Origin of the sequence: Legionella geestiana (genome assembly GCF_004571195.1) — a bacterium.
Lineage (GTDB): Bacteria > Pseudomonadota > Gammaproteobacteria > Legionellales > Legionellaceae > Legionella_B > Legionella_B geestiana.
In genome coordinates this window covers 826453-845075 of record NZ_CP038271.1, presented here as the reverse complement: position 1 = coordinate 845075, position 18623 = coordinate 826453, and the positions used below count along the sequence as shown (strand labels likewise).

The window sequence follows — 18623 nt, the reverse complement described above, 5'->3', positions numbered from 1 at the left end:
CAGCGAGAAAATATGCCAAAACATTGGAATCCTGAAGATTACGACATTCAGTCTGTAATGCAGTACCGGACAGCAATGTTAATGCTTGACGCATTAACATTGTCTGGTAATGAGAAGATATTGGACCTTGGATGCGGTACTGGAAAAATCACCCATCAAATTGCAGAAAGCCGGGTTCAAGGCGGCCGGATACATGGCATAGACATAAATGCTGATATGATAAGCTTTGCCTCTGCAAACTATTCCCTCGATAATCTTTCTTTTGAATGTAATGATGTTTTGAATATTGATCATGAGAATGAGTTTGATGTTGCTGTTTCATTTTGGACAATGTCATGGATACCGCTTGAAGATCAGCGAAAGGCCATTGAAAACATCATTCGAAGTTTGAAAGATGATGGACATATGTTCTTGATGTACCCGTTGAAACATGACGCATACCTTGTCGTTGAAGAGGTAGTTCACCGCCCCGATTGGGCTGATTTTTTTAGAGATTATCCCATGCCAAGAACTTTCATTTCAGAAGATGAATATCAATGCATCGTTGACGAAATACCCATGGAAATATCTATACGAAAAACAGAGCTTGAGTGTCGATATATCAGTGATGATGAAATGAAACAATCGATAAACTGCTGGCTTGGTCACGTGGATATACTTCCAACTCAAGCATTGAAAGACAAGTTTCTGTCGGACGTTGTAAGTGCTTACAAAATGCATAGGAACACCACTGAACCCGTAATGTATTATTCTACTCTTGAAATATCGGGATGTAAGAGTTCCCTGAAGCATAATCTTTCCTTAGGAATGCAATAATCTAGTTACTATGAATAATATTGAAATTTTCTACTCAACATGCACAAGAAACAAATATTTACCGATTTTATCAATGCTTTCGGTTACATTGTTACTTTCTGCTCTCATTTTTACCTATCGGATTATTGAGCTTGGTCCTTTCCTTACTCCCGGTGGAGTTGTACCTTTTTCGCTAACTTACTTGATGGCAGCTATCATTACAGAAACATATGGTTATAAAAATGCCAGGAAAATTATTTTTGGGAATTTTATTTGTATATTTATCTTTAGCTTAACAGTCAGTTTACTCTTGAAGTTTCCGGCGCCAGAGCTTTCCGCTGATAGTGACGCGTACATGCTCATTTTCAATCAGGCTATTTATGTCACTGTAGTATACAGCTTGGGTTTTCTGTTCAGTGATTTGATCAATGCTTTGTGCGTTTCAAAATGGAAGGGTCTTTTAAAAGGCAGGTTTTTTTGTTTTCGCGTCATTGGTGCTTCGATTATTGCTCAGGCATCTTTTTCATTGATTGTTATCCCTTCACTGTACATAAATAGCGTTAGTCCGGAAAGGCTATTACAGCAGTTCCTAACTACAATTATCGCTAAAGTGTTGATTATATTGGCCTGTTCATACCCTAGCTTAATCGCGGTAAGGCTTCTTAAAAAGATGGAAGGATATACTGAAAAAAAACCTGAAGTGGTTTTTAATCCTTACTGATTTACTTGGACATCGTATTCACCGATCATTCTGCCGATTAAAAATGCGTCTTTATTATCAAGAGAATCCAGTATATTTTGTATCTCGGAGTAATCGGATAGTGGCAAAGAAAATTTTATTTTGTTTTTTACGGAAAAACAGATGGTCTTATTAACATAGTCCACAGAAAATATTTTTGAAATCGCTTTGTTTTTCTACATGTGAGCAAGATTAGATATTGTTCTAACGTCAAGATGATTGAATCCAGAAATAAAGTCATCATCAATCATAATATCTGAGGGCTTGAAGTCTGATATGACCCCGGTTCCAATGGTATGAACCCGACAGTAACCAGAACCCTTTTTATCAAAATAATCAACCAGTGCGTATTTATGCTCAGAAGACTTATCTGTTTGCTTTATGACTTCCGTAAGGTAATTGACTAAATCTAAAAGTCTTTTAATTACATAACCTTGAAAATAATCTCTATTCTTTAAAAACATCCTTTAAACATCCATATGCTGTATATATTGAAAATTTTTGCTCCAAAACCCGGGAATCGTATCAGAAAAAAAATGATAATTGAATAAGAATTTGTATCTCACTGGTAACCTCAACCCGAATCCCGGTAACTGGAGCACATTAGAACTTCTTTTCGTAAAGCGCGCAGCCTGACTTCAAAAAAAGTGGAAAAATTTCTAATGGGCTTACATGTTGATTTCAACCAAATCCCCCTGATTTATGGCTTGAGCCTCCAAAGATCAAAAGACCTAATAGTAATACACCGTCGTTTTCGTCACATCGACCGGAGTGGTGTCGATGACGGTGACCTGGCCGTACATGGGGGGTACTACGACTTCGCGGTATTCCACCGAGTTAACCACATCGGTACCGCAACCTGCGAGTATAAGGAGCAGAGGGAAGAGTGCTATCCAGCGCATGGTGGACTCCTGTTTGGTTTATAATTAGAGTGTATATTAAGTGGTCTTTAATTGCCAATGGAGGAGCTACCCGTGCAGGCGTCTTGGGTATATACTGTCCGCTCACATCAGGGCGCTGCAGGCGCCTGGCTCAAGGGATGGAGTATGGAACAGGCTGTTATTGAGGAACGCTTCCTCGCGCGTGCGCGTGCTGGTGATTTTCCATTGCCGCAAAGCACAACGTCGTTTAGCGGTGCGGGCATGGATAAGGCCACGGCACTGTCACTTTTCGATTCCCAGATTAAATCGCGCCTCCTTGATTTGATTGCACGCGAACTTAAGGAAAAAAACCTTTCCTGGTACACCATTGGCAGCAGCGGTCACGAGGGGAACGCCGTATTTGGGGCCTTGCTCCGTCCGAGCGACATGGCGTTTCTGCATTACCGCAGCGGCGCTTTTTTTATTGAACGGGCGCGCCGGTCGCAGACGGTTGACGGGGTGCGGGATGTGTTGCTCTCGCTTGTGGCCTCAAGCCGTGATCCCATTTCCGGGGGGCGGCACAAGGTGTTTGGCAGTCATGCGCTGAACATTCCCCCCCAGACTTCCACTATTGCCTCACACCTGCCAAAGGCACTGGGGGCGGCCATTTCCATTCGTCGCGCCAAAGAGCTTAAACTGGCCTCAATGCTTCCTGAAGATGCTGTGATTTACTGTTCATTTGGCGATGCGTCCGCCAATCATGCAAGCGCGCAGACCACCTTCAATGCCTGTGCCTGGGCGGTGCGACAATCCTGCCCGACACCGATTCTTTTTGTATGCGAAGACAATGGGATTGGTATTTCTGTACCGACTCCGACCGACTGGATTGCCGAGCGTTTTGGCAATTTCCCGGGGCTTCATTATATCGCCTGTGACGGGCTTAATATTGCCGATGTCTGGCAAAAAACCAAAGCAGCGCTTGCAATTGCACGCACGCGCCGCCAGCCGGTGTTTCTGCATATGCGCTGCGTTCGCCTCATGGGGCATGCAGGCTCAGATATTGAAACCCAGTATCGTACGCCTCAGGAAATTGCAGCGACCGAAGCGCTCGACCCGCTGCTCTACACGGCAGGTCTTATAGAGGCCGAAGGCTGGATGCAGGCGAGCGATATTCTCGCGCTTTATCAACAGAACCGTACCCTCATCGAGGCAAAGGCAACGGAAGTCGTGCGGGAGCCAAAGCTTTCGAACCGCACGCAAATTATGGCCTCCATCGTGCCCAAACCCCTGAAGGGAGTGCGGTATCCGCGCCCCTCTGACGCTAAGCGTCAGGAGGTATTTGGAACGGGTTTTAACCAGCTCGCCAAACCGCGAAACCTGTGTCAGAACATTAACGCCGCCCTCACCGATTTAATGCTGCAATACCCGAACATGCTGATGTTTGGCGAAGATGTTGGCAAAAAGGGCGGGGTGTATCGGGTGACAGCGGATTTACAGGCGCGCTTTGGGCAGCGCCGCGTTTTTGATACGCTTCTTGATGAAACCACCATCCTTGGCACGGCCATTGGTTTTGCCCATAACGGGTTTATTCCCGTGCCTGAAATTCAGTTTCTGGCGTATCTGCACAATGCGGAAGATCAGTTGCGCGGTGAAGCATCGACACTGTCTTTTTTTTCCAGCGGACAATTCACCAACCCGATGGTGATTCGCATCGCCTCTCTTGCCTATCAGAAAGGATTTGGCGGCCATTTTCACAATGATAACTCCATCGCCGTGCTGCGCGACCTGCCAGGCGTTTTGGTTGCCTGTCCTTCAAACGGGGAAGATGCGGCGAAAATGCTGCGCACCTGCCTGCACCTTGCTGCCATTGAGCGGCGAGTTGTGGTGTTTCTTGAGCCTATCGCGCTCTACATGACTAAAGACCTGCATGCCCCTCATGATAACGGATATTTGTGTGTGTATCCTGAGCCGTCCGCCCGCATTGAACCGTTTGAGGTCGGCGTGTATGGCGAGGGCGATACGGTGATTCTCAGTTATGCCAACGGTGTTTATCTTTCCCGTCAGGCACAGAAAATTCTTGCGGATGAGGATAAAATTCGTGTGAAAGTCGTGGATTTGCGCTGGCTTTCTCCGCTCCCGGAAGAGGCTATCCTGCGGGAAGTCGCACGCGCCAAACGCGTGTTGATTGTCGATGAGGGGCGTCGGAGCGGTTCTCTCAGTGAGGGGCTGATGACGCTTCTCGTGGAGCAGGGAGCGGGGCGCATTAAAATTCGCAGGATGACCGGTGAGGATTGCTTTATTCCACTGGGAACGGCCTGGCAACACCTGCTTCCAAGCCGCGACGGTATTGTCGAGGCGGTTCGGGAGCTCTGTTCAACATCGAAGGAGAAAGAACGTGGACGATTTGCTGTTTCTGGATGAAGAGCTGCTGGATGAAGAACGGATGGTGCGTGACAGCGTTGCGCGCTTCGTCACCGAACAGGTTATCCCGGTGATGGCAGAGTCTTTCGAAGCGGGACATTTCCCCCGGCAGTTTATCAGGCAGTGCGCCGAGCTTGGGCTTCTGGGACTGACACTGCCCGCCGAATATGGAGGCGCTGATGCCTCCTATGTGACCTATGGACTGGTGTGTCAGGAGCTTGAGCGCGGTGACAGTGGGCTTCGCAGTTTTGTCTCTGTACAGAGCTCGCTTTGCATGTATCCCATTTTTCGCTACGGCAGTGACGCACAAAAGCGCTATTGGCTGCCAAAAATGGCCAAAGGTGAGGTTATCGGCTGCTTTGGTCTGACAGAGCCTGATTCGGGTTCCGACCCCGCCAGCATGCGCACTATAGCTGAAAAAGTAGAAGGCGGCTGGCGTCTGCGTGGCAGTAAAATGTGGATTACCAATGCCCCTATTGCCGATGTTGCCATTGTCTGGGCAAAAACTGCTGAAGGCATTCGGGGCTTTCTCGTAGAGCGTGGAAGTGCTGGCTTTTCTACGCCGGAAATTCATCACAAAATGTCACTGCGCGCGTCTCTTACCGGGGAGCTGGTGTTTGAGGACGTGTTTGTGCCGGAAGAAAACATGTTGCCTCTAAGTACCTGCGGCATCAAAGCGCCTTTAAGCTGCCTCAGTCAGGCGCGTTTTGGTATCGCATGGGGCGCGATAGGAGCGGCTCAGGCCTGTTTTGATGCCACCCGGGATTATCTCCTTGAACGCCGTCAGTTTGGCAGGCCGCTTGCGAGCTTTCAAATGATTCAAGCCTCTCTGGCAGAGATGTACAGTGAAATTATCAAGGCACAGTGGATGAATCTGCGCATTGGCCGCTTGAAAGATGCGGGGCGGGAAACACCGACCATGATATCACTCGCCAAGCGCAATGCCTGTCGTGAAGCGCTCCACATCGCACGCGAATGCCGCAATCTCCTGGGGGCGAATGGCATAAGCCTTGAATACCCGGTTATACGCCACATGTTAAATCTGGAGTCGGTATTTACCTATGAAGGCACGGACAATGTCCATACCCTGGTGCTCGGTCGTCATATTACCGGTATTAATGCCTTTGAGTGAAAGAGAGTATGCGGCATGGTGAGGCTCGATGCCGGGCTTTGCCATGCTCAGCTCAGGCTGAGAAAAGCTCATTAAATACAATAGCTTATTTAAATTCAGACCCGTAGCCTGCGCTGATAAGCGCGGGGATGGATGCATGTGGCGATACCCGATGCCGGGCTTCGCGGCGCTTAGCCCAGCCTACAAAAAATCCCATTAAATACAATGGTTTATTTAAGTTCAGAACCGTAGCCTGCGCTGATAAGCGCGGGGATGGATGCATGTGGCGATACCCGATGCCGGGCTTCGCGGCGCTTAGCCCAGCCTACAAGAAATCCCATTAAATACAATGGTTTATTTAAGTTCAGAACCGTAGCCTGCGCTGATAAGCGCGGGGATGGATGCATGTGGCGATACCCGATGCCGGGCTTCGCGGCGCTTAGCCCAGCCTACAAGAAATCCCATTAAATACAATGGTTTATTTAAGTTCAGAACCGTAGCCTGCGCTGATAAGCGCGGGGATGGATGCATGTGGCGATACCCGATGCCGGGCTTCGCGGCGCTTAGCCCAGCCTACAAGAAATCCCATTAAATACAATGGTTTATTTAAGTTCAGAACCGTAGCCTGCGCTGATAAGCGCGGGGATGGATGCATGTGGCGATACTCGATGCCGGGCTTCGCGGCGCTCAGTCCAGCCTACAAAAACCCATTAAATACAATGGGTTATTTAAATTCAGAGCCGTAGCCTGCGCTGATAAGCGCGGGGATGGATACATGTGGTGATATCCGATGCCGGGCTTCGCCATGCTCAGCCCAGCCTACAAAAAGCTCATTAAATACAATACCTTATGCATTATCACTGCAGGTGCCTGAAGCTATCGTGTAAAGCGCCTCCACCCAGTCATCACGGGTATTGAGGCACGGCACGAGGGTGAGAGATTCTCCCCCGTGTGCCAGCCATTCTTCACGGGCACGCATGCCGATTTCTTCAAGCGTTTCAAGGCAATCGGTAACGAATGCCGGACAACTGACCGCAAGTCGGCGAATGCCTTTGTCGCGAAGCTCATTGAGCGTTGCATCGGTAAAGGGTTTTATCCACGGTAATTTACCAACGCGTGACTGAAAGGCGCTGGTGTATGCATCAGGCGCGAGCCCAAGCGCTTCCCCTAACAGGCGCGAGCTTTCAAGGCATTGCGCACGGTAGCAGCCGTTTGGAGGAGTGGTTCTGCAGGCTTTTTCGCACACGGGTCTGCACCCAATGGCTTCAAGATGACGCACCGGTACGCCGTGATAACTCAGTAAGAGATGCTCGCTGTCTGCAAGCGCTTCCCGAATGCAGCTGGCCTGTGCCGCAATAAAAGCCGGATGCTGGTAAAAATCACGAATGACCCGCAGGTTTGGCAAAACATTCCAGGTATTGATGTGTGAAAGCGCATGTTCAATCGCCGAACCGCTGCTGGACGATGCGTACTGCGGATAAAGGGGCAGCAGGGTGATGGATTCACAGTGCTTGAGCCGGTCGAGCGCCTCGGTAAGCGCCGGTGTTCCGTAGCGCATGCCGATTTCCACCTGAAAGGTATTCTGAGCCAGGTTTGCCAGTTTATCGCGAAGCATAAGGCTTATTTTACGCAGGGGAGAGCCTTCTGGCGTCCAGATGCTTTGATACGCATGACGGGTGTTTTTGGCGCGCAGTGGCACAATAATCCCGTTTGTCAGCAGCCAGCGCGGGAGCGCGGGCAGATCTATGACCCGCCCATCACTGAGAAACGTGCGCAGAAAACGCCTGATATCTTTAGGCGCAAGACTGTCGGGAGTGCCAAGGTTGATTAGCAAGAGGCCGTGTTGCATGTACCTGCCCGTATACTGAAAGGGACACCATCATACCGGATAATGGAAAATGCAGCGAGGCCTTCTTTATGCGAATCAGGCCATTTGTCCATCGGCCGGGGCATCTCCAAGCGCCATAACATTGGCTGCATGAATGCCTCTGTCGCCTTTCTGCGGGTCGTAGCTGACCTGCTGACCCTGTATCAGCGTCTTGTAGCCAGTGCCCTGAATGGCAGAGAAATGAACAAAAATGTCATCACCACCGCCTTCCGGCATAATAAATCCCCATCCCTTAGTATTGTTAAACCACTTGACTTCACCAATTGCCATGATTGCTCCTTGTCAATAAATACGGCCAACCGGGCAAAAGCCCCGTGACCAACACTCCCTGTCCACATTCGTGACGGTTCTCAACGTTCCGAAAACATCTGGAACTTCCAACATAGCGCAAAATCAGAGAATGCTCAACTGGGTATTAACCAGATGGGTATTAACCAGATTCTATGAACCAGATTCTATGAACCAGATGCGCGCACGAACCAGCTTATTGACGTTAAAGTGAATTACATTCCGGCGAGGAATAATCATCGTCTGTATGCATGGGGTTGTATTGACTCTCACCCGGTTTATTGTCGTCATCCGAATCTGAGCCACATGATACCGTGCGACTTTGGCGATTAGGACTGTCATGCAGCGCGGGCCACGGAAGCGGTTGATGGTGCACGCTTGGTCCCAGTGTCAGCATGCGATTAAGTTTGTTGACGCTGCTTGTTTTGCCATAGAGCCCCCCCCGGAGCCAGCGGATAATCCACAACGTGCTGCGCAACTGGTGAAGGAATTTGAGCCTTGCATCAATGGGGTTTTGTCCATTCCCATTGAGTGCAGTCTTGAATGTATCCAATTGATCCTGGGTCAAATGTTTTCCTTTGCTTCGCACAAGGTCGATAGTCAGTTTTTTTTTAGTTTTGAGCGACAGGAGAGGGTCTTGCCCGATGGTACCAATAGTTGTTAAAAGCTGGTCGTAACTTTGAATAATTGTACCTAAATAGTATGAAAATGCGTGCGGGACAAACGGGTCGCCCTTGTTTGGCGATTTCGTACCGATTTTATTGCCCTGAATCGTAAAACCGTTTTTCGTGACCATCCTTTCCGCGTCTATTGTCAGGCGCGCGCCATTTTTTAAAAGATGCTGCAAGACAAGAACAGGGTCAAGGGAGGGGTTTCTTGATTCCGGCGTTCTCTGCAGATAGCCCTCAATTTGACTGGCCACAATGTCAACAGGCCATTGTGGCGGATGTAGTTTATTAGGTGTATTGATGTCACTGCCATAAAGCATCAGTGTCTGTTCAAAACGATAATCCTGCATACGCAGGGCAACATGCAAAGGCGTGTCAGTATCTTCAACGTTTTTGCATCTTTCTTTGAAGGTATCGTGCAGGCTTTCAAGAATCCTATCAAGGTAACTGACCTTATCCTCCCCATATCGCATCAGTTGCTCTTTAATGTCTGCAAAATCATTCTGTCCATCGTTGGTTTTCAGATACATTCGAAACTCTTTCAGCGAAAATAATACCGCGCGTAACTGACTCTGGCGCTCGGCGAGGGCCTGTGAAATCAGCATGCGGTGCTGATTCTGCCCGGGCTTCTTGATATCAAGATGCTTCTGCAGTGCCAAATCTGTCAGTTCAGGCGGAATGATGGCGCTTTTTAAGAGGTACTTCCATTTGTAGCGCTGGAATTCTTTGTTGTATTTCAGTTTTGCAAACGCTTCGCGTTCTTTCCCGTGGTCATAGATTTTTTTATCCCCCGGCAGCACCATATGGCGTTTCTGCGTGGGCCAGTAGTGGTTTTTCGAGTCTTTTAAATCGGGAAAATTCAGAAGGTCGCGCGGCGTTATCTGGTAATCGGTCACTCCATAGGCAAAGTTTGGCCCCCGATGGTCAAAAAACGAGGTGATGCTGCCGCTCATCAGGAGGTCGTGGTCGATGTTGAAAAAATGCACCACATTTTTGCCTTCCAGTTTACGGGTATAAATCCCAAGGTTACCTTTGTGTAAATCATCTTCTTCAAGCACATACTTGCCTACGAGCGAACTGGCAAGCGTTTCCATGTCGATTCTATAGTGCTTTGAGGTGTTATGCGCTGCCAGAAGTTCATCAAAAAAGCCATTGGGCATTTCGTTCAAAAAATGAAACGGTGTTTTGTGAAGGCGGTTATTCTCATCAGGTTCTTTGCATTCATATTTGTTTCCATTCAAGGCAAGGCTGTAGAGTTGCTCTTTCGGATGGCGTCTTTCAAGCGCATAACTGATATTTTCGGAACAGACACCGACAATGTTTTTGTTATCATCCTCGCACAGCGTCTGAACGGGCGTGATATCCGGCATCATGTGCAGGCGGGCAATCTCGCTGAACGCCACTTCATATACAGATGCTTTGGGGCGTCCGTGTTTGTTTGCCTTGTAAATGACATTGATACCCTGCGGTTGTTCGTGCGAGCTTTGGCCGCTCGTGCCAATGTCGCTGTCATCATCCGAATCGCTGTCATTATCCACATGGATGATTTGCGGCTCTGGCCGGTAGGTTGCGCGGAACGTCTGGTGTCCACTGTTACCGAAGGGTTCAGGGTTGTAAAGACCACTGAATTTATATCGTATCACCATTTTTGCAGGCCATTAATCAGACAACTTAACTTCAGTATAGCGAGGCAAACTTAAGTGTTTATTAAATGCGCATATCAAGGCATTTTGAGGGCATGGTTAATGCATTCAAGACAGCAACGCCGCCCCAGACGCAGCATTCAAAAAAACCACACAGGTGATGGCAAGCAGGGTGTGCATCAGGCAGGGATAAGGTTTCATGCTTTCAGTTCCTGATTAAAAAAAGGTGAGCCAGTATACGGCATGTTCAGAGAAAATTAAAGTTACACTCTGCTCTTTTAAGCACCGTTTTGTCGGTGTCCCTCATTAACGAGGGCGCGCATTTATAACATACTCTATCCTTGCCCAAGTGCCCCTTTTAAGGTAGTATTCGCGCATTTGCCAGATATAGAACTAAAATAGTACTATATTATTAGTAAGTGGCTTAAGTCGGTTATGAAAATGCAATCAAGACCGATTTAGTACTGGATTGGCGCCGGGAGTAGTGGTATGCTTCGCATTAGCAAATTGGCCGATTATGGAACAGTTATCATGGTGTACCTCGCCCGTCACCCGCAGATGTTGTGTGCGGCGAGTGATATCGCGGCGCAGACGCGCCTCAGCCTGCCAACTGTCAGCAAACTCTTGAAACGGCTGACCTCGGCGGGGCTTTTGCGCTCGGTGCGCGGGGTGGCTGGCGGGTATCGGCTGGAGCGCTCTGCTGCTGATATTTCAGTGGCGGAAATCATTTATGCGCTGGAAGCGCAACGCGGGCTGACTGAGTGCAGTGTGCACGCGGGCAGTTGCGCGCTTGAGGGCGTCTGTCATGTTCAGGGTAACTGGCGGCTTATCAGTCAGGCCATTGAGCAGGCGCTTGGCAGTGTCAGTCTTGAGGCGCTGGCGCGTCCTGTCCTCTCAACCGTTGAGGTGGAACGCATCCGTCACTTTGCACGTGGAGTAGAACGTGGCTAAGAGTAACGAACAAATTCATTCCCTGCTTGAACAGGAGTATCAGCACGGTTTTGTGACTGATATCGAAGTAGAAACCTTTGCGCCCGGGCTTGACGAGGAGGTTATTCGTCGCCTGTCCGCCATTAAAAACGAGCCGGATTTTCTGCTGGAGTGGCGCCTTGCGGCGTTTCGCCACTGGCAGACCATGACGCCGCCCGAGTGGTCAAGCGTGCACTATCCGCCGATTGATTATCAGGCATTGTCGTATTATTCTGCGCCTAAAAGTGCTAAAAATGCGCCTAAAAGCCTTGATGAAGTCGACCCCGAACTGCTGCGCACCTACGAAAAGCTTGGCATCCCGCTCAAGGAGCAGGCGATGCTTGCCGGAGTGGCGGTCGACGCCGTCTTTGACAGCGTGTCAGTGGCGACTACCTTCAAGGCAAAACTCGCGGAAGTCGGTGTGATTTTCTGCTCGTTTTCAGAGGCCGTGCGTGAGCATCCTGAACTGATTCGCCGCTACCTTGGCACGGTGGTGCCGGCGCGCGATAATTTTTACGCAGCCCTTAATTCCGCAGTCTTCAGCGATGGCTCGTTTGTCTACATTCCCGAGGGCGTGCGCTGCCCCATGGAGCTTTCCACCTATTTCCGGATTAATGCGGCCTCCACCGGCCAGTTTGAGCGAACGCTCATTGTGGCGGATAAGGGCAGCTATGTGTCCTACCTTGAAGGCTGTACCGCACCGATGCGTGATGAGAACCAGCTGCACGCGGCGGTAGTAGAGCTTGTGGCGCTTGAAGATGCGCACATTAAGTATTCTACGGTTCAAAACTGGTATCCAGGCGATAAAGACGGTAAAGGCGGTATTTATAATTTTGTGACGAAGCGCGGTGCCTGCCGTGGCAGACGTTCACATATTTCCTGGACGCAGATTGAAACCGGTTCTGCCATCACCTGGAAATACCCAAGTGTGGTACTGCAAGGTGAGGAATCTGTGGGCGAATTTTATTCCGTGGCGCTCACTAATAATTACCAGCAGGCTGATACCGGTACCAAGATGATTCATCTTGGCAAAAATACCCGCTCTACCATTATCTCAAAAGGTATCAGTGCTGGAAAATCTCATAATGCCTATCGTGGGTTGGTGCGCATTGCGCCAACAGCGGTCGGGGCGCGTAATTTTTCCCAGTGCGATTCACTGTTGATGGGCAGTCAGTGCTCGGCTCATACCTATCCGTATATTGAGGCGAAACACCCGAGTGCGGTGGTTGAGCATGAAGCCACGACGTCAAAAATCAGTGACGAGCAGCTTTTTTATTGTCAGCAGCGCGGTATCGGTACGGAAGATGCGGTATCGATGATTGTCAACGGATTTTGCAAACAGGTGCTGAAAGAGTTACCCATGGAGTTTGCGGTGGAAGCCAGTCGGCTTCTTGGAATCAGTCTTGAGGGGGCGGTAGGTTAACATGCTTGAGATTAGTCATTTAAATGCATCAGTTCAGGGGCAGCCCATTCTGCGCGGGATAAACTTGAGCGTTCGTCCGGGCGAAGTCCATGCCATCATGGGACCGAACGGTTCTGGTAAAAGCACGCTCTCCAAAGTGCTCGCAGGACACCCCGATTATGAAGTCACTGAAGGCTCCGTGCAGTATATGGGGCAGGATTTACTGCCGCTCTCTCCAGAAGAGCGCGCGCGCCTTGGCATTTTTCTGTCGTTCCAATATCCCGTAGAAATCCCGGGCGTCACCAATATTCATTTTCTGAAAGCGGCGGTGAATGCCGTTCGCAGCGCTCAGGGCATTCAGACGCTTGATGCGGTTGAGTTTTTAAGCTTTATCCGCGAGAAATGTGCGCAGCTTGAGATGGACGAAGGCTTTTTATACCGCAGTATTAACGAAGGATTTTCGGGGGGTGAGAAAAAACGCAACGAAATCCTGCAGATGGCAGCACTCGCACCAAAACTTGCCATTCTTGACGAGACGGACTCCGGTCTTGATATTGACGCATTGCGCATTATTGCCGAGGGTGTGAATGCCATGCGTGCGCCCGACAAGTCCGTAATTCTCGTGACGCACTATCAGCGGCTTTTGGATTATATCGAGCCTGATTTTGTGCATGTTTTAGCAAATGGCCGCATTATTCGCTCAGGTGATAAATCTCTTGCGAAAGAACTTGAAAAGACTGGCTACGGCTGGACCGGTGAAACGGAGCAGGCATGAACGAGTCTGTGGAATGGTATGCCGAGCGCGCGCGCGCTCTCACGCACCCTGACGGGTTTAGTGCCCTGCGACAGGCAGGGCTTGCCGCGTTTGAACAGGCAGGCTGGCCAACGCGTGCGATAGAGGCCTGGAAGTATACGCCTGCTGATTTTATGCAATCAGCGCGTTTTATGCCTGCATGCGGTTCAGAAACAGAGCCGGATGTCCTGCCGTCCTGGTGCAATGACGGCATTTGCCTGCAGTTTGTAAACGGCAGACTCCAACCCATTGATGAGAGCCTCCTGCCTGCAGGCGTCAAAGTCATGCCGCTTAAGGACGCCCTGCACACGGATAATTTGCCGGTTACGGACTACCTTGGACGCATCATGCAGCCTGCAAGCGGCTTTGAGGCTTACAACGCTGCGATGTTGAATGCCGGTGTTTGTATCTATCTCGCGCCCTTCGTGCGACTTGAAAAGCCGCTGATTCTTTGTCACTGGCAGGACAGGGGCTTTGAAGCCGTGTATCTGCGTCATCTCGTGATAGCCTCTCCCGGGAGCGATGCTACAGTCGTTGAATATTACGCAAGCGACAGCGTGGAAGCGTGTCACACCAACGCCGTGTCTGAACTGGCGCTGGAAGCGGATGCGAGACTGGCGCATTACACCCTGCGAGCCGATGGCACACACACACGCCATGTCGGCCATACATTTGCCCGCGTGATGCGGGGCGCGCGTTTTGAAAGCCACACCTTTGGTCTCGGCGGTAAACTGGTGCGCCGCGATGTTGATATCCGCCTCGAAGGGGAAGGGGCAAGCTGCCTGCAAAACGGTGTTTTCATGCCGCGTGAAGGGGAGCATATTGACCATCACACTCGTGTTGAACACCAGGTTGGCGGATGCGAAAGCGTGCAGGATTACCGTGGGGTTTTGAATGGTAAATGCCGCGGCGTCTTTAACGGGCGCGTTGTAGTGGCGAAGGGTGCTGACCGAACGCGCGCGCTGCAGAATAACCGTAATCTGCTGCTCTCGACGGATGCCGAGATTGATACCCTGCCACAGCTTGAAATTTTTGCCGATGATGTCAGCTGTTCGCATGGTGCGACCGTGGGGCAGCTCGACCGTGATGCACTTTTTTATCTGCAGGCGCGCGGCCTTTCGCTGGAAGATGCGCGGGCGCTGCTGGTGCGCGGGTTCGTTACTGAAAATCTGCGCAACACGCATCCTCTGCTGCGCACCTGGCTCAGTACCCAATTGACGGGTGGGGAGGTTTGATGGATACAACGGCGCTGGCACCGATGATACAAACGTTGCGGGATGATTTTCCGATTTTAAACGAACAGGTTAACGGAAGCCCGCTGGTCTATTTTGACAATGCCGCCACCACGCAAAAGCCGCGACAGGTGCTGGATGCCATCGCGCAGTATTATGCGCATGATAATGCCAACGTTCATCGCGGCGTGCACACTTTAAGTCAGCGCGCAACGCTTGCCTATGAAGCGGCGCGCGGCAAGGTGGCGCGTTTTATCAATGCTCCTGACACGCGTGAATGCATTTTTGTACGTGGCACCACCGAGGGGATAAACCTTGTGGCTCAGGCGTATGTGGCCCCCCGGCTGCAGCCAGGAGAAGGCATTTTACTCACATACCTTGAGCACCATTCTAACATTGTGCCCTGGCAGATGGTGTGTAAGCGCACGGGTGCCGAGCTGCATGTGGCGCCGGTTTCTGCCGATGGGCAGGTGTCGCTGGAAGCCTTTGAGGAACTCCTTTCGAAAAACGTAAAATTTGTCGCTATCACCTGCGCTTCTAATGCGCTGGGTATTATCAATCCCGTGAAAAAAATGATTGAGATGGCGCATGCGCACGGTGCCCTTGTGCTCCTTGATGCCGCGCAGGCGGCACCGCACATGCTTTTGGATGTGCAGGACCTCAATTGTGATTTTCTCGCGTTTTCCGGGCATAAGATGTATGGCCCTACCGGTATAGGCGTGCTGTGGGGGCGCTGGGAGCTGCTCGCTGATTGTGCGCCCTGGCAGGGTGGTGGCGAAATGATTAATACTGTGAGCTTTGAAGCCACGGATTATGCGCTTCCGCCCCAGCGTTTTGAGGCGGGTACGCCAAACATCGCCGGTGCCATTGGTCTTGGAGCTGCCATTGATTACATGGCGGGGCTTGACCTCGAAGCACTCGCTGCCTGGGAAGATTACCTGCTCGATTATGCGACCCGTGCGTTGCGCTCTATCCGTGGTTATAACCTGATTGGGGTGGAGGGGCCAAAAGTTCCGGTGCTCTCTTTTGTGCATGGCACGATTCACGCACACGATATCGGCACGATTCTCGATAATGAAGGTATTGCCATTCGCAGTGGCCACCATTGCGCCATGCCTCTGATGGACTTCCTCGGTGTGGCAGCCACCGCAAGAATCTCACTCGCCTTTTATAACACAGTGGAGGAAATTGACACCTGTATGAACGCGCTTGAGAACGTGAAGGAGCTTTTTGCATGAAACCTGATTTGCGCGAACTCTACCAGGAGGTCATTCTTGACCACAACCGTAACCCCCGCAACCACCACGCCATGGACGATGCAAGTGCCTGCGCGCGTGGTGCGAATCCACTCTGTGGCGACACGCTGATGGTCTACCTTAAAACTGCGAACGGAGTGGTGCAGGATATCAGTTTTGTCGGAAAGGGATGTGCGATTTCGCAGGCCTCGGCGTCTTTAATGACCGATGCCGTTCGCGGGCAGACTGTGGAAGCGGCAGAGGCACTTTTTCAAAACATGCACGCGGTACTTGCGGGCTCCACCGATGCAGAGGCTCCCGGCAAGCTGGCGGTTCTTGAGGGTGTACGCGCTTATCCCGCACGGGTGAAATGTGCGACCCTTGCCTGGCATACGCTGGAGGCCGCCCTGCATCAGGATTCAGCCACGGTATCAACGGAGTAAGTCATGTTGGGGCTTAAGAAAAAACGGGATGAAGCGGCCTTGAAAGAGGCGGTCATTACCGCACTGAAGGGCGTTTATGACCCGGAAATTCCGGTTAATATTTACGACCTTGGGTTAATTTATGATGTGATTATCAATCCCACCCACGAAGTCGATATTAAAATGACGCTGACCACCCCTGGCTGCCCGGTGGCGCAGACGTTTCCGGGCACGGTCGAGCAGGCTGTTAATCAGGTTGAGGGTGTTGCGGACTGCACGGTTGAACTGGTCTGGGATCCGCCATGGACGCAAGAGCGCATGACGGAAGCGGCAAGACTGGAGCTTGGGCTTTTTTACTGATGAATCACACGGTTAATCTTGAAGACTGGCGTCCAGGAGCCACTTTCGACACCCTGCGCGCTCGTGCGCGCTTTATGGCTGATATTCGGGCTTTTTTTGATGCGCGCGGTTATCTCGAGGTTGAAACCCCGATAATGGCGCGCTTTGGCATTACCGACCCTTATCTTGCCAATATCCGCGCAACCTTTCGTGGAAAGGACTACTGCCTCCAGACTTCTCCTGAATACCACATGAAACGCCTGCTGGCCGCGGGTTCCGGCCCCATTTTTCAACTGGCGCGCGTGTTTCGTGATGATGAGCTTGGACGCTGGCATAATCCTGAGTTTACCCTGCTCGAGTGGTATCGGCCAGGGATTGATCACCATGCTCTGATGGATGAAGTAGACGCGCTTCTCCAAACACTCCTCAACACCGCGCCGATGGTGCGTGAAACGTACCAGACGGTGTTCATCAGGCACGCAGGAATTGACCCGTTTACAGAAAGCCTTGAAGGTCTTTGCGCGTCACTTAAGGCGCATGGACTTGACAATGTTATCGATGCGGATGAAAAAGACCGCGATCAGTATCTTTTTCTCTTAATGAGTCATGTGGTGGAGCCAGCACTGGCGGCCTCAAGCGTACCTGTCGCCGTTCATGGGTTTCCGCCCTCGCAATCGGCGCTTGCCATCGTTAATAATGGCTTTGCCGAACGGTTTGAAGTGTATTTTCGCGGTGTGGAACTCGCCAACGGGTTTCACGAATTGACAGACGCGAGTGCCCAGCGGGCGCGTTTTGAAGACGATATGGCCATCCGTGCCAGCCGCGGTTTCCCAACGGCACTGCCCGACCTCTGGCTCTTACAGGCGCTGGAAGCCGGCATGCCCGCGGCCAGCGGCGTAGCAGTCGGGCTCGATCGCCTTCTGGCCCTAAAGCTCGGCAAGCCGCAGCTTAGTGATGTGATGGGGTTTGATTTTTCGCGGGCGTAATGAGTGCGTGGTTTTTGTCCATCTGCTGTGTGCGGGACATTTTTTCCGCGCCTCGGGATTCACGTGTATTTTTGTACCGTAACCAGGCTGAATCGTTCCATGCGTTGGTTCCGTGCCACATCCCGAATGGGTCCCCGCCTGCGCGGGGAAGACAGTGTGGGAGAGATTTTGGCCTCTGCACACACCCCGAATCCTGTCATTCCCGCGCAGGCGGGAACCTATCCATGTGCCGGCACGGGGCTGACTCCAGCATGAGCTCCGGGAAGACAACGATTTTTTATCCCGTACACAGGTCCATCTGTTACATGAAGAGGTCGGCATGGGTACCTGTTCGCACAAAATAAATATCTTTTCCGTCTATTTTATAGATAAGTAACCAGTCAGGCTCAATATGGCTGTCTCGATGGTGCGCCCAATTGCCTTTCAAAGGATGGTCTTTATATTCAGCGGGCAGGTTTTTTTCATCGATTAAAAGTGTCATTAGCGTCCGTAACTTATCGATATTCTTCCCGCGTTTATGCACAGTCTCACATCGCGTTTAAACTGTGTACCTTGAATCGGATTTCACACCCCAAATTCCTTCCTAAATCCCTAAGTCTTTAAAAAATTCGTCTGCACTTTTAAACCGTATTCCTTCACCTTTATCGGCAGATTGCATCGCAGCAATCGTTGCATCGTTAGGAATTTCCTGTTGAGCGATAAATTTTCGCATCAGTTGTCTTACGACCTGTGCGGCCGGTGTATGAACAGCTGCGACTGCTGCCATAAACTTATCGTGCAGTTCAGGTTCCATTTTAATAGACATTTGTACATTCTTAGTCATTTTGAGATA

At 50.6% G+C, this 18623-nt stretch carries 19 protein-coding genes; 12 read left to right on the top strand and 7 right to left on the bottom strand.

What is annotated here, in order from left to right; genetic code table 11:
* Nucleotides 1-12: 12 nt before the first annotated feature.
* Both E4T54_RS03645 and E4T54_RS03640 read left to right on the top strand, forming a co-directional pair.
* Nucleotides 13-816: a class I SAM-dependent methyltransferase gene (locus E4T54_RS03645; protein ID WP_051551075.1), complete on the top strand. Its 804-nt coding sequence runs from the start codon at nt 13-15 to the stop codon at nt 814-816.
* 10 nt (nt 817-826) lie between these two features.
* Entirely contained in the window at nt 827-1516 is a 690-nt protein-coding gene (locus tag E4T54_RS03640; protein ID WP_081776833.1) for a queuosine precursor transporter, read from the top strand.
* A 194-nt stretch (nt 1517-1710) separates the two neighbouring features.
* Here E4T54_RS03640 and E4T54_RS03635 read toward each other — a convergent pair whose 3' ends face one another.
* Nucleotides 1711-1998 (bottom strand): hypothetical protein, encoded by a 288-nt coding sequence (locus E4T54_RS03635; protein ID WP_028387453.1) that lies wholly within the window; start codon nt 1996-1998, stop codon nt 1711-1713.
* Nucleotides 1999-2265: 267 nt separating this feature from the next.
* Nucleotides 2266-2436, bottom strand: coding sequence for a hypothetical protein (locus tag E4T54_RS11990; protein ID WP_155832471.1), 171 nt, complete (start codon nt 2434-2436; stop codon nt 2266-2268).
* Nucleotides 2437-2580: 144 nt separating this feature from the next.
* Between E4T54_RS11990 and E4T54_RS03630 the strand changes: the two genes are divergently transcribed.
* Together E4T54_RS03630 and E4T54_RS03625 are read left to right on the top strand one after the other, a co-directional pair.
* Nucleotides 2581-4815 (top strand): dehydrogenase E1 component subunit alpha/beta, encoded by a 2235-nt coding sequence (locus tag E4T54_RS03630; RefSeq protein WP_028387452.1) that lies wholly within the window; start codon nt 2581-2583, stop codon nt 4813-4815.
* Complete coding sequence (locus E4T54_RS03625; protein WP_028387451.1) at nt 4790-5947, top strand: acyl-CoA dehydrogenase family protein; 1158 nt, start codon at nt 4790-4792, stop codon at nt 5945-5947. Before E4T54_RS03630 ends, E4T54_RS03625 begins: the two co-directional genes overlap by 26 nt.
* Nucleotides 5948-6773: 826 nt before the next feature.
* Here E4T54_RS03625 and hemH read toward each other — a convergent pair.
* The 3 genes from hemH to ankK form a co-directional block, all read right to left on the bottom strand.
* Entirely contained in the window at nt 6774-7775 is a 1002-nt protein-coding gene (gene hemH, locus E4T54_RS03620; protein ID WP_028386630.1) for a ferrochelatase, read from the bottom strand.
* 75 nt (nt 7776-7850) lie between these two features.
* Nucleotides 7851-8084, bottom strand: coding sequence for a cold-shock protein (locus tag E4T54_RS03615; RefSeq protein ID WP_028386631.1), 234 nt, complete (start codon nt 8082-8084; stop codon nt 7851-7853).
* Nucleotides 8085-8307: 223 nt separating this feature from the next.
* Nucleotides 8308-10416: a Dot/Icm T4SS effector AnkK/LegA5 gene (gene ankK, locus E4T54_RS03610; RefSeq protein ID WP_028386632.1), complete on the bottom strand. Its 2109-nt coding sequence runs from the start codon at nt 10414-10416 to the stop codon at nt 8308-8310.
* Nucleotides 10417-10902: 486 nt separating this feature from the next.
* On the opposite strand from ankK, the gene E4T54_RS03605 reads away from it, so the two are divergent.
* Genes E4T54_RS03605 through epmA form a run of 8 tightly spaced genes read left to right on the top strand, consistent with a single transcriptional unit; the run spans nt 10903 to nt 17791 of the window.
* Nucleotides 10903-11364 carry an SUF system Fe-S cluster assembly regulator gene (locus E4T54_RS03605; RefSeq protein WP_028386633.1) on the top strand — a complete coding sequence of 154 codons (462 nt, stop codon included), beginning with the start codon at nt 10903-10905 and terminating at the stop codon, nt 11362-11364.
* Nucleotides 11357-12805, top strand: a complete 1449-nt coding sequence (gene sufB / locus E4T54_RS03600) for a Fe-S cluster assembly protein SufB (protein ID WP_028386634.1) — start codon at nt 11357-11359, stop codon at nt 12803-12805. The genes E4T54_RS03605 and sufB overlap by 8 nt, the downstream gene beginning before the upstream one ends.
* A 1-nt stretch (nt 12806) precedes the next feature.
* Nucleotides 12807-13559, top strand: coding sequence for a Fe-S cluster assembly ATPase SufC (gene sufC, locus E4T54_RS03595; RefSeq protein ID WP_028386635.1), 753 nt, complete (start codon nt 12807-12809; stop codon nt 13557-13559).
* On the top strand, nt 13556-14812 hold the full coding sequence (gene sufD / locus E4T54_RS03590; protein ID WP_028386636.1) for a Fe-S cluster assembly protein SufD: 1257 nt from the start codon (nt 13556-13558) through the stop codon (nt 14810-14812). The genes sufC and sufD overlap by 4 nt, the downstream gene beginning before the upstream one ends.
* Nucleotides 14812-16047 (top strand): aminotransferase class V-fold PLP-dependent enzyme, encoded by a 1236-nt coding sequence (locus E4T54_RS03585; protein WP_035902549.1) that lies wholly within the window; start codon nt 14812-14814, stop codon nt 16045-16047. Before sufD ends, E4T54_RS03585 begins: the two co-directional genes overlap by 1 nt.
* Nucleotides 16044-16487 carry a Fe-S cluster assembly sulfur transfer protein SufU gene (sufU, locus tag E4T54_RS03580; protein WP_028386638.1) on the top strand — a complete coding sequence of 148 codons (444 nt, stop codon included), beginning with the start codon at nt 16044-16046 and terminating at the stop codon, nt 16485-16487. Before E4T54_RS03585 ends, sufU begins: the two co-directional genes overlap by 4 nt.
* A gap of 3 nt (nt 16488-16490) precedes the next feature.
* Nucleotides 16491-16826, top strand: a complete 336-nt coding sequence (locus E4T54_RS03575; RefSeq protein ID WP_028386639.1) for an SUF system Fe-S cluster assembly protein — start codon at nt 16491-16493, stop codon at nt 16824-16826.
* Nucleotides 16826-17791 (top strand): EF-P lysine aminoacylase EpmA, encoded by a 966-nt coding sequence (gene epmA, locus E4T54_RS03570; RefSeq protein ID WP_028386640.1) that lies wholly within the window; start codon nt 16826-16828, stop codon nt 17789-17791. The genes E4T54_RS03575 and epmA overlap by 1 nt, the downstream gene beginning before the upstream one ends.
* Before the next feature lie 301 nt (nt 17792-18092).
* Here the strand turns inward: epmA and E4T54_RS03565 are convergent, their stop codons facing one another.
* Together E4T54_RS03565 and E4T54_RS03560 are read right to left on the bottom strand one after the other, a co-directional pair.
* Nucleotides 18093-18272 carry a type II toxin-antitoxin system YafQ family toxin gene (locus E4T54_RS03565; protein ID WP_172607330.1) on the bottom strand — a complete coding sequence of 60 codons (180 nt, stop codon included), beginning with the start codon at nt 18270-18272 and terminating at the stop codon, nt 18093-18095.
* Nucleotides 18273-18374: 102 nt separating this feature from the next.
* Nucleotides 18375-18614 carry an addiction module antitoxin gene (locus E4T54_RS03560; RefSeq protein WP_035902554.1) on the bottom strand — a complete coding sequence of 80 codons (240 nt, stop codon included), beginning with the start codon at nt 18612-18614 and terminating at the stop codon, nt 18375-18377.
* Nucleotides 18615-18623 lie beyond the last annotated feature (9 nt).

Bases quoted from the DNA above. Each gene is read 5' to 3' on its own strand.
- sufD (WP_028386636.1), top strand. From the start codon at position 13,556: ATGAACGAGTCTGTGGAATGGTATGCCGAGCGCGCGCGCGCTCTCACG.
- ankK (WP_028386632.1), bottom strand. From the start codon at position 10,416: ATGGTGATACGATATAAATTCAGTGGTCTTTACAACCCTGAACCCTTC.
- E4T54_RS03630 (WP_028387452.1), top strand. From the start codon at position 2,581: ATGGAACAGGCTGTTATTGAGGAACGCTTCCTCGCGCGTGCGCGTGCT.
- E4T54_RS03635 (WP_028387453.1), bottom strand. From the start codon at position 1,998: ATGTTTTTAAAGAATAGAGATTATTTTCAAGGTTATGTAATTAAAAGA.
- hemH (WP_028386630.1), bottom strand. From the start codon at position 7,775: ATGCAACACGGCCTCTTGCTAATCAACCTTGGCACTCCCGACAGTCTT.
- E4T54_RS11990 (WP_155832471.1), bottom strand. From the start codon at position 2,436: ATGCGCTGGATAGCACTCTTCCCTCTGCTCCTTATACTCGCAGGTTGC.
- E4T54_RS03640 (WP_081776833.1), top strand. From the start codon at position 827: ATGAATAATATTGAAATTTTCTACTCAACATGCACAAGAAACAAATAT.
- E4T54_RS03605 (WP_028386633.1), top strand. From the start codon at position 10,903: ATGCTTCGCATTAGCAAATTGGCCGATTATGGAACAGTTATCATGGTG.
- sufC (WP_028386635.1), top strand. From the start codon at position 12,807: ATGCTTGAGATTAGTCATTTAAATGCATCAGTTCAGGGGCAGCCCATT.
- E4T54_RS03565 (WP_172607330.1), bottom strand. From the start codon at position 18,272: ATGACACTTTTAATCGATGAAAAAAACCTGCCCGCTGAATATAAAGAC.
- E4T54_RS03615 (WP_028386631.1), bottom strand. From the start codon at position 8,084: ATGGCAATTGGTGAAGTCAAGTGGTTTAACAATACTAAGGGATGGGGA.
- epmA (WP_028386640.1), top strand. From the start codon at position 16,826: ATGAATCACACGGTTAATCTTGAAGACTGGCGTCCAGGAGCCACTTTC.
- sufU (WP_028386638.1), top strand. From the start codon at position 16,044: ATGAAACCTGATTTGCGCGAACTCTACCAGGAGGTCATTCTTGACCAC.
- E4T54_RS03575 (WP_028386639.1), top strand. From the start codon at position 16,491: ATGTTGGGGCTTAAGAAAAAACGGGATGAAGCGGCCTTGAAAGAGGCG.
- E4T54_RS03585 (WP_035902549.1), top strand. From the start codon at position 14,812: ATGGATACAACGGCGCTGGCACCGATGATACAAACGTTGCGGGATGAT.
- E4T54_RS03560 (WP_035902554.1), bottom strand. From the start codon at position 18,614: ATGACTAAGAATGTACAAATGTCTATTAAAATGGAACCTGAACTGCAC.
- E4T54_RS03645 (WP_051551075.1), top strand. From the start codon at position 13: ATGCCAAAACATTGGAATCCTGAAGATTACGACATTCAGTCTGTAATG.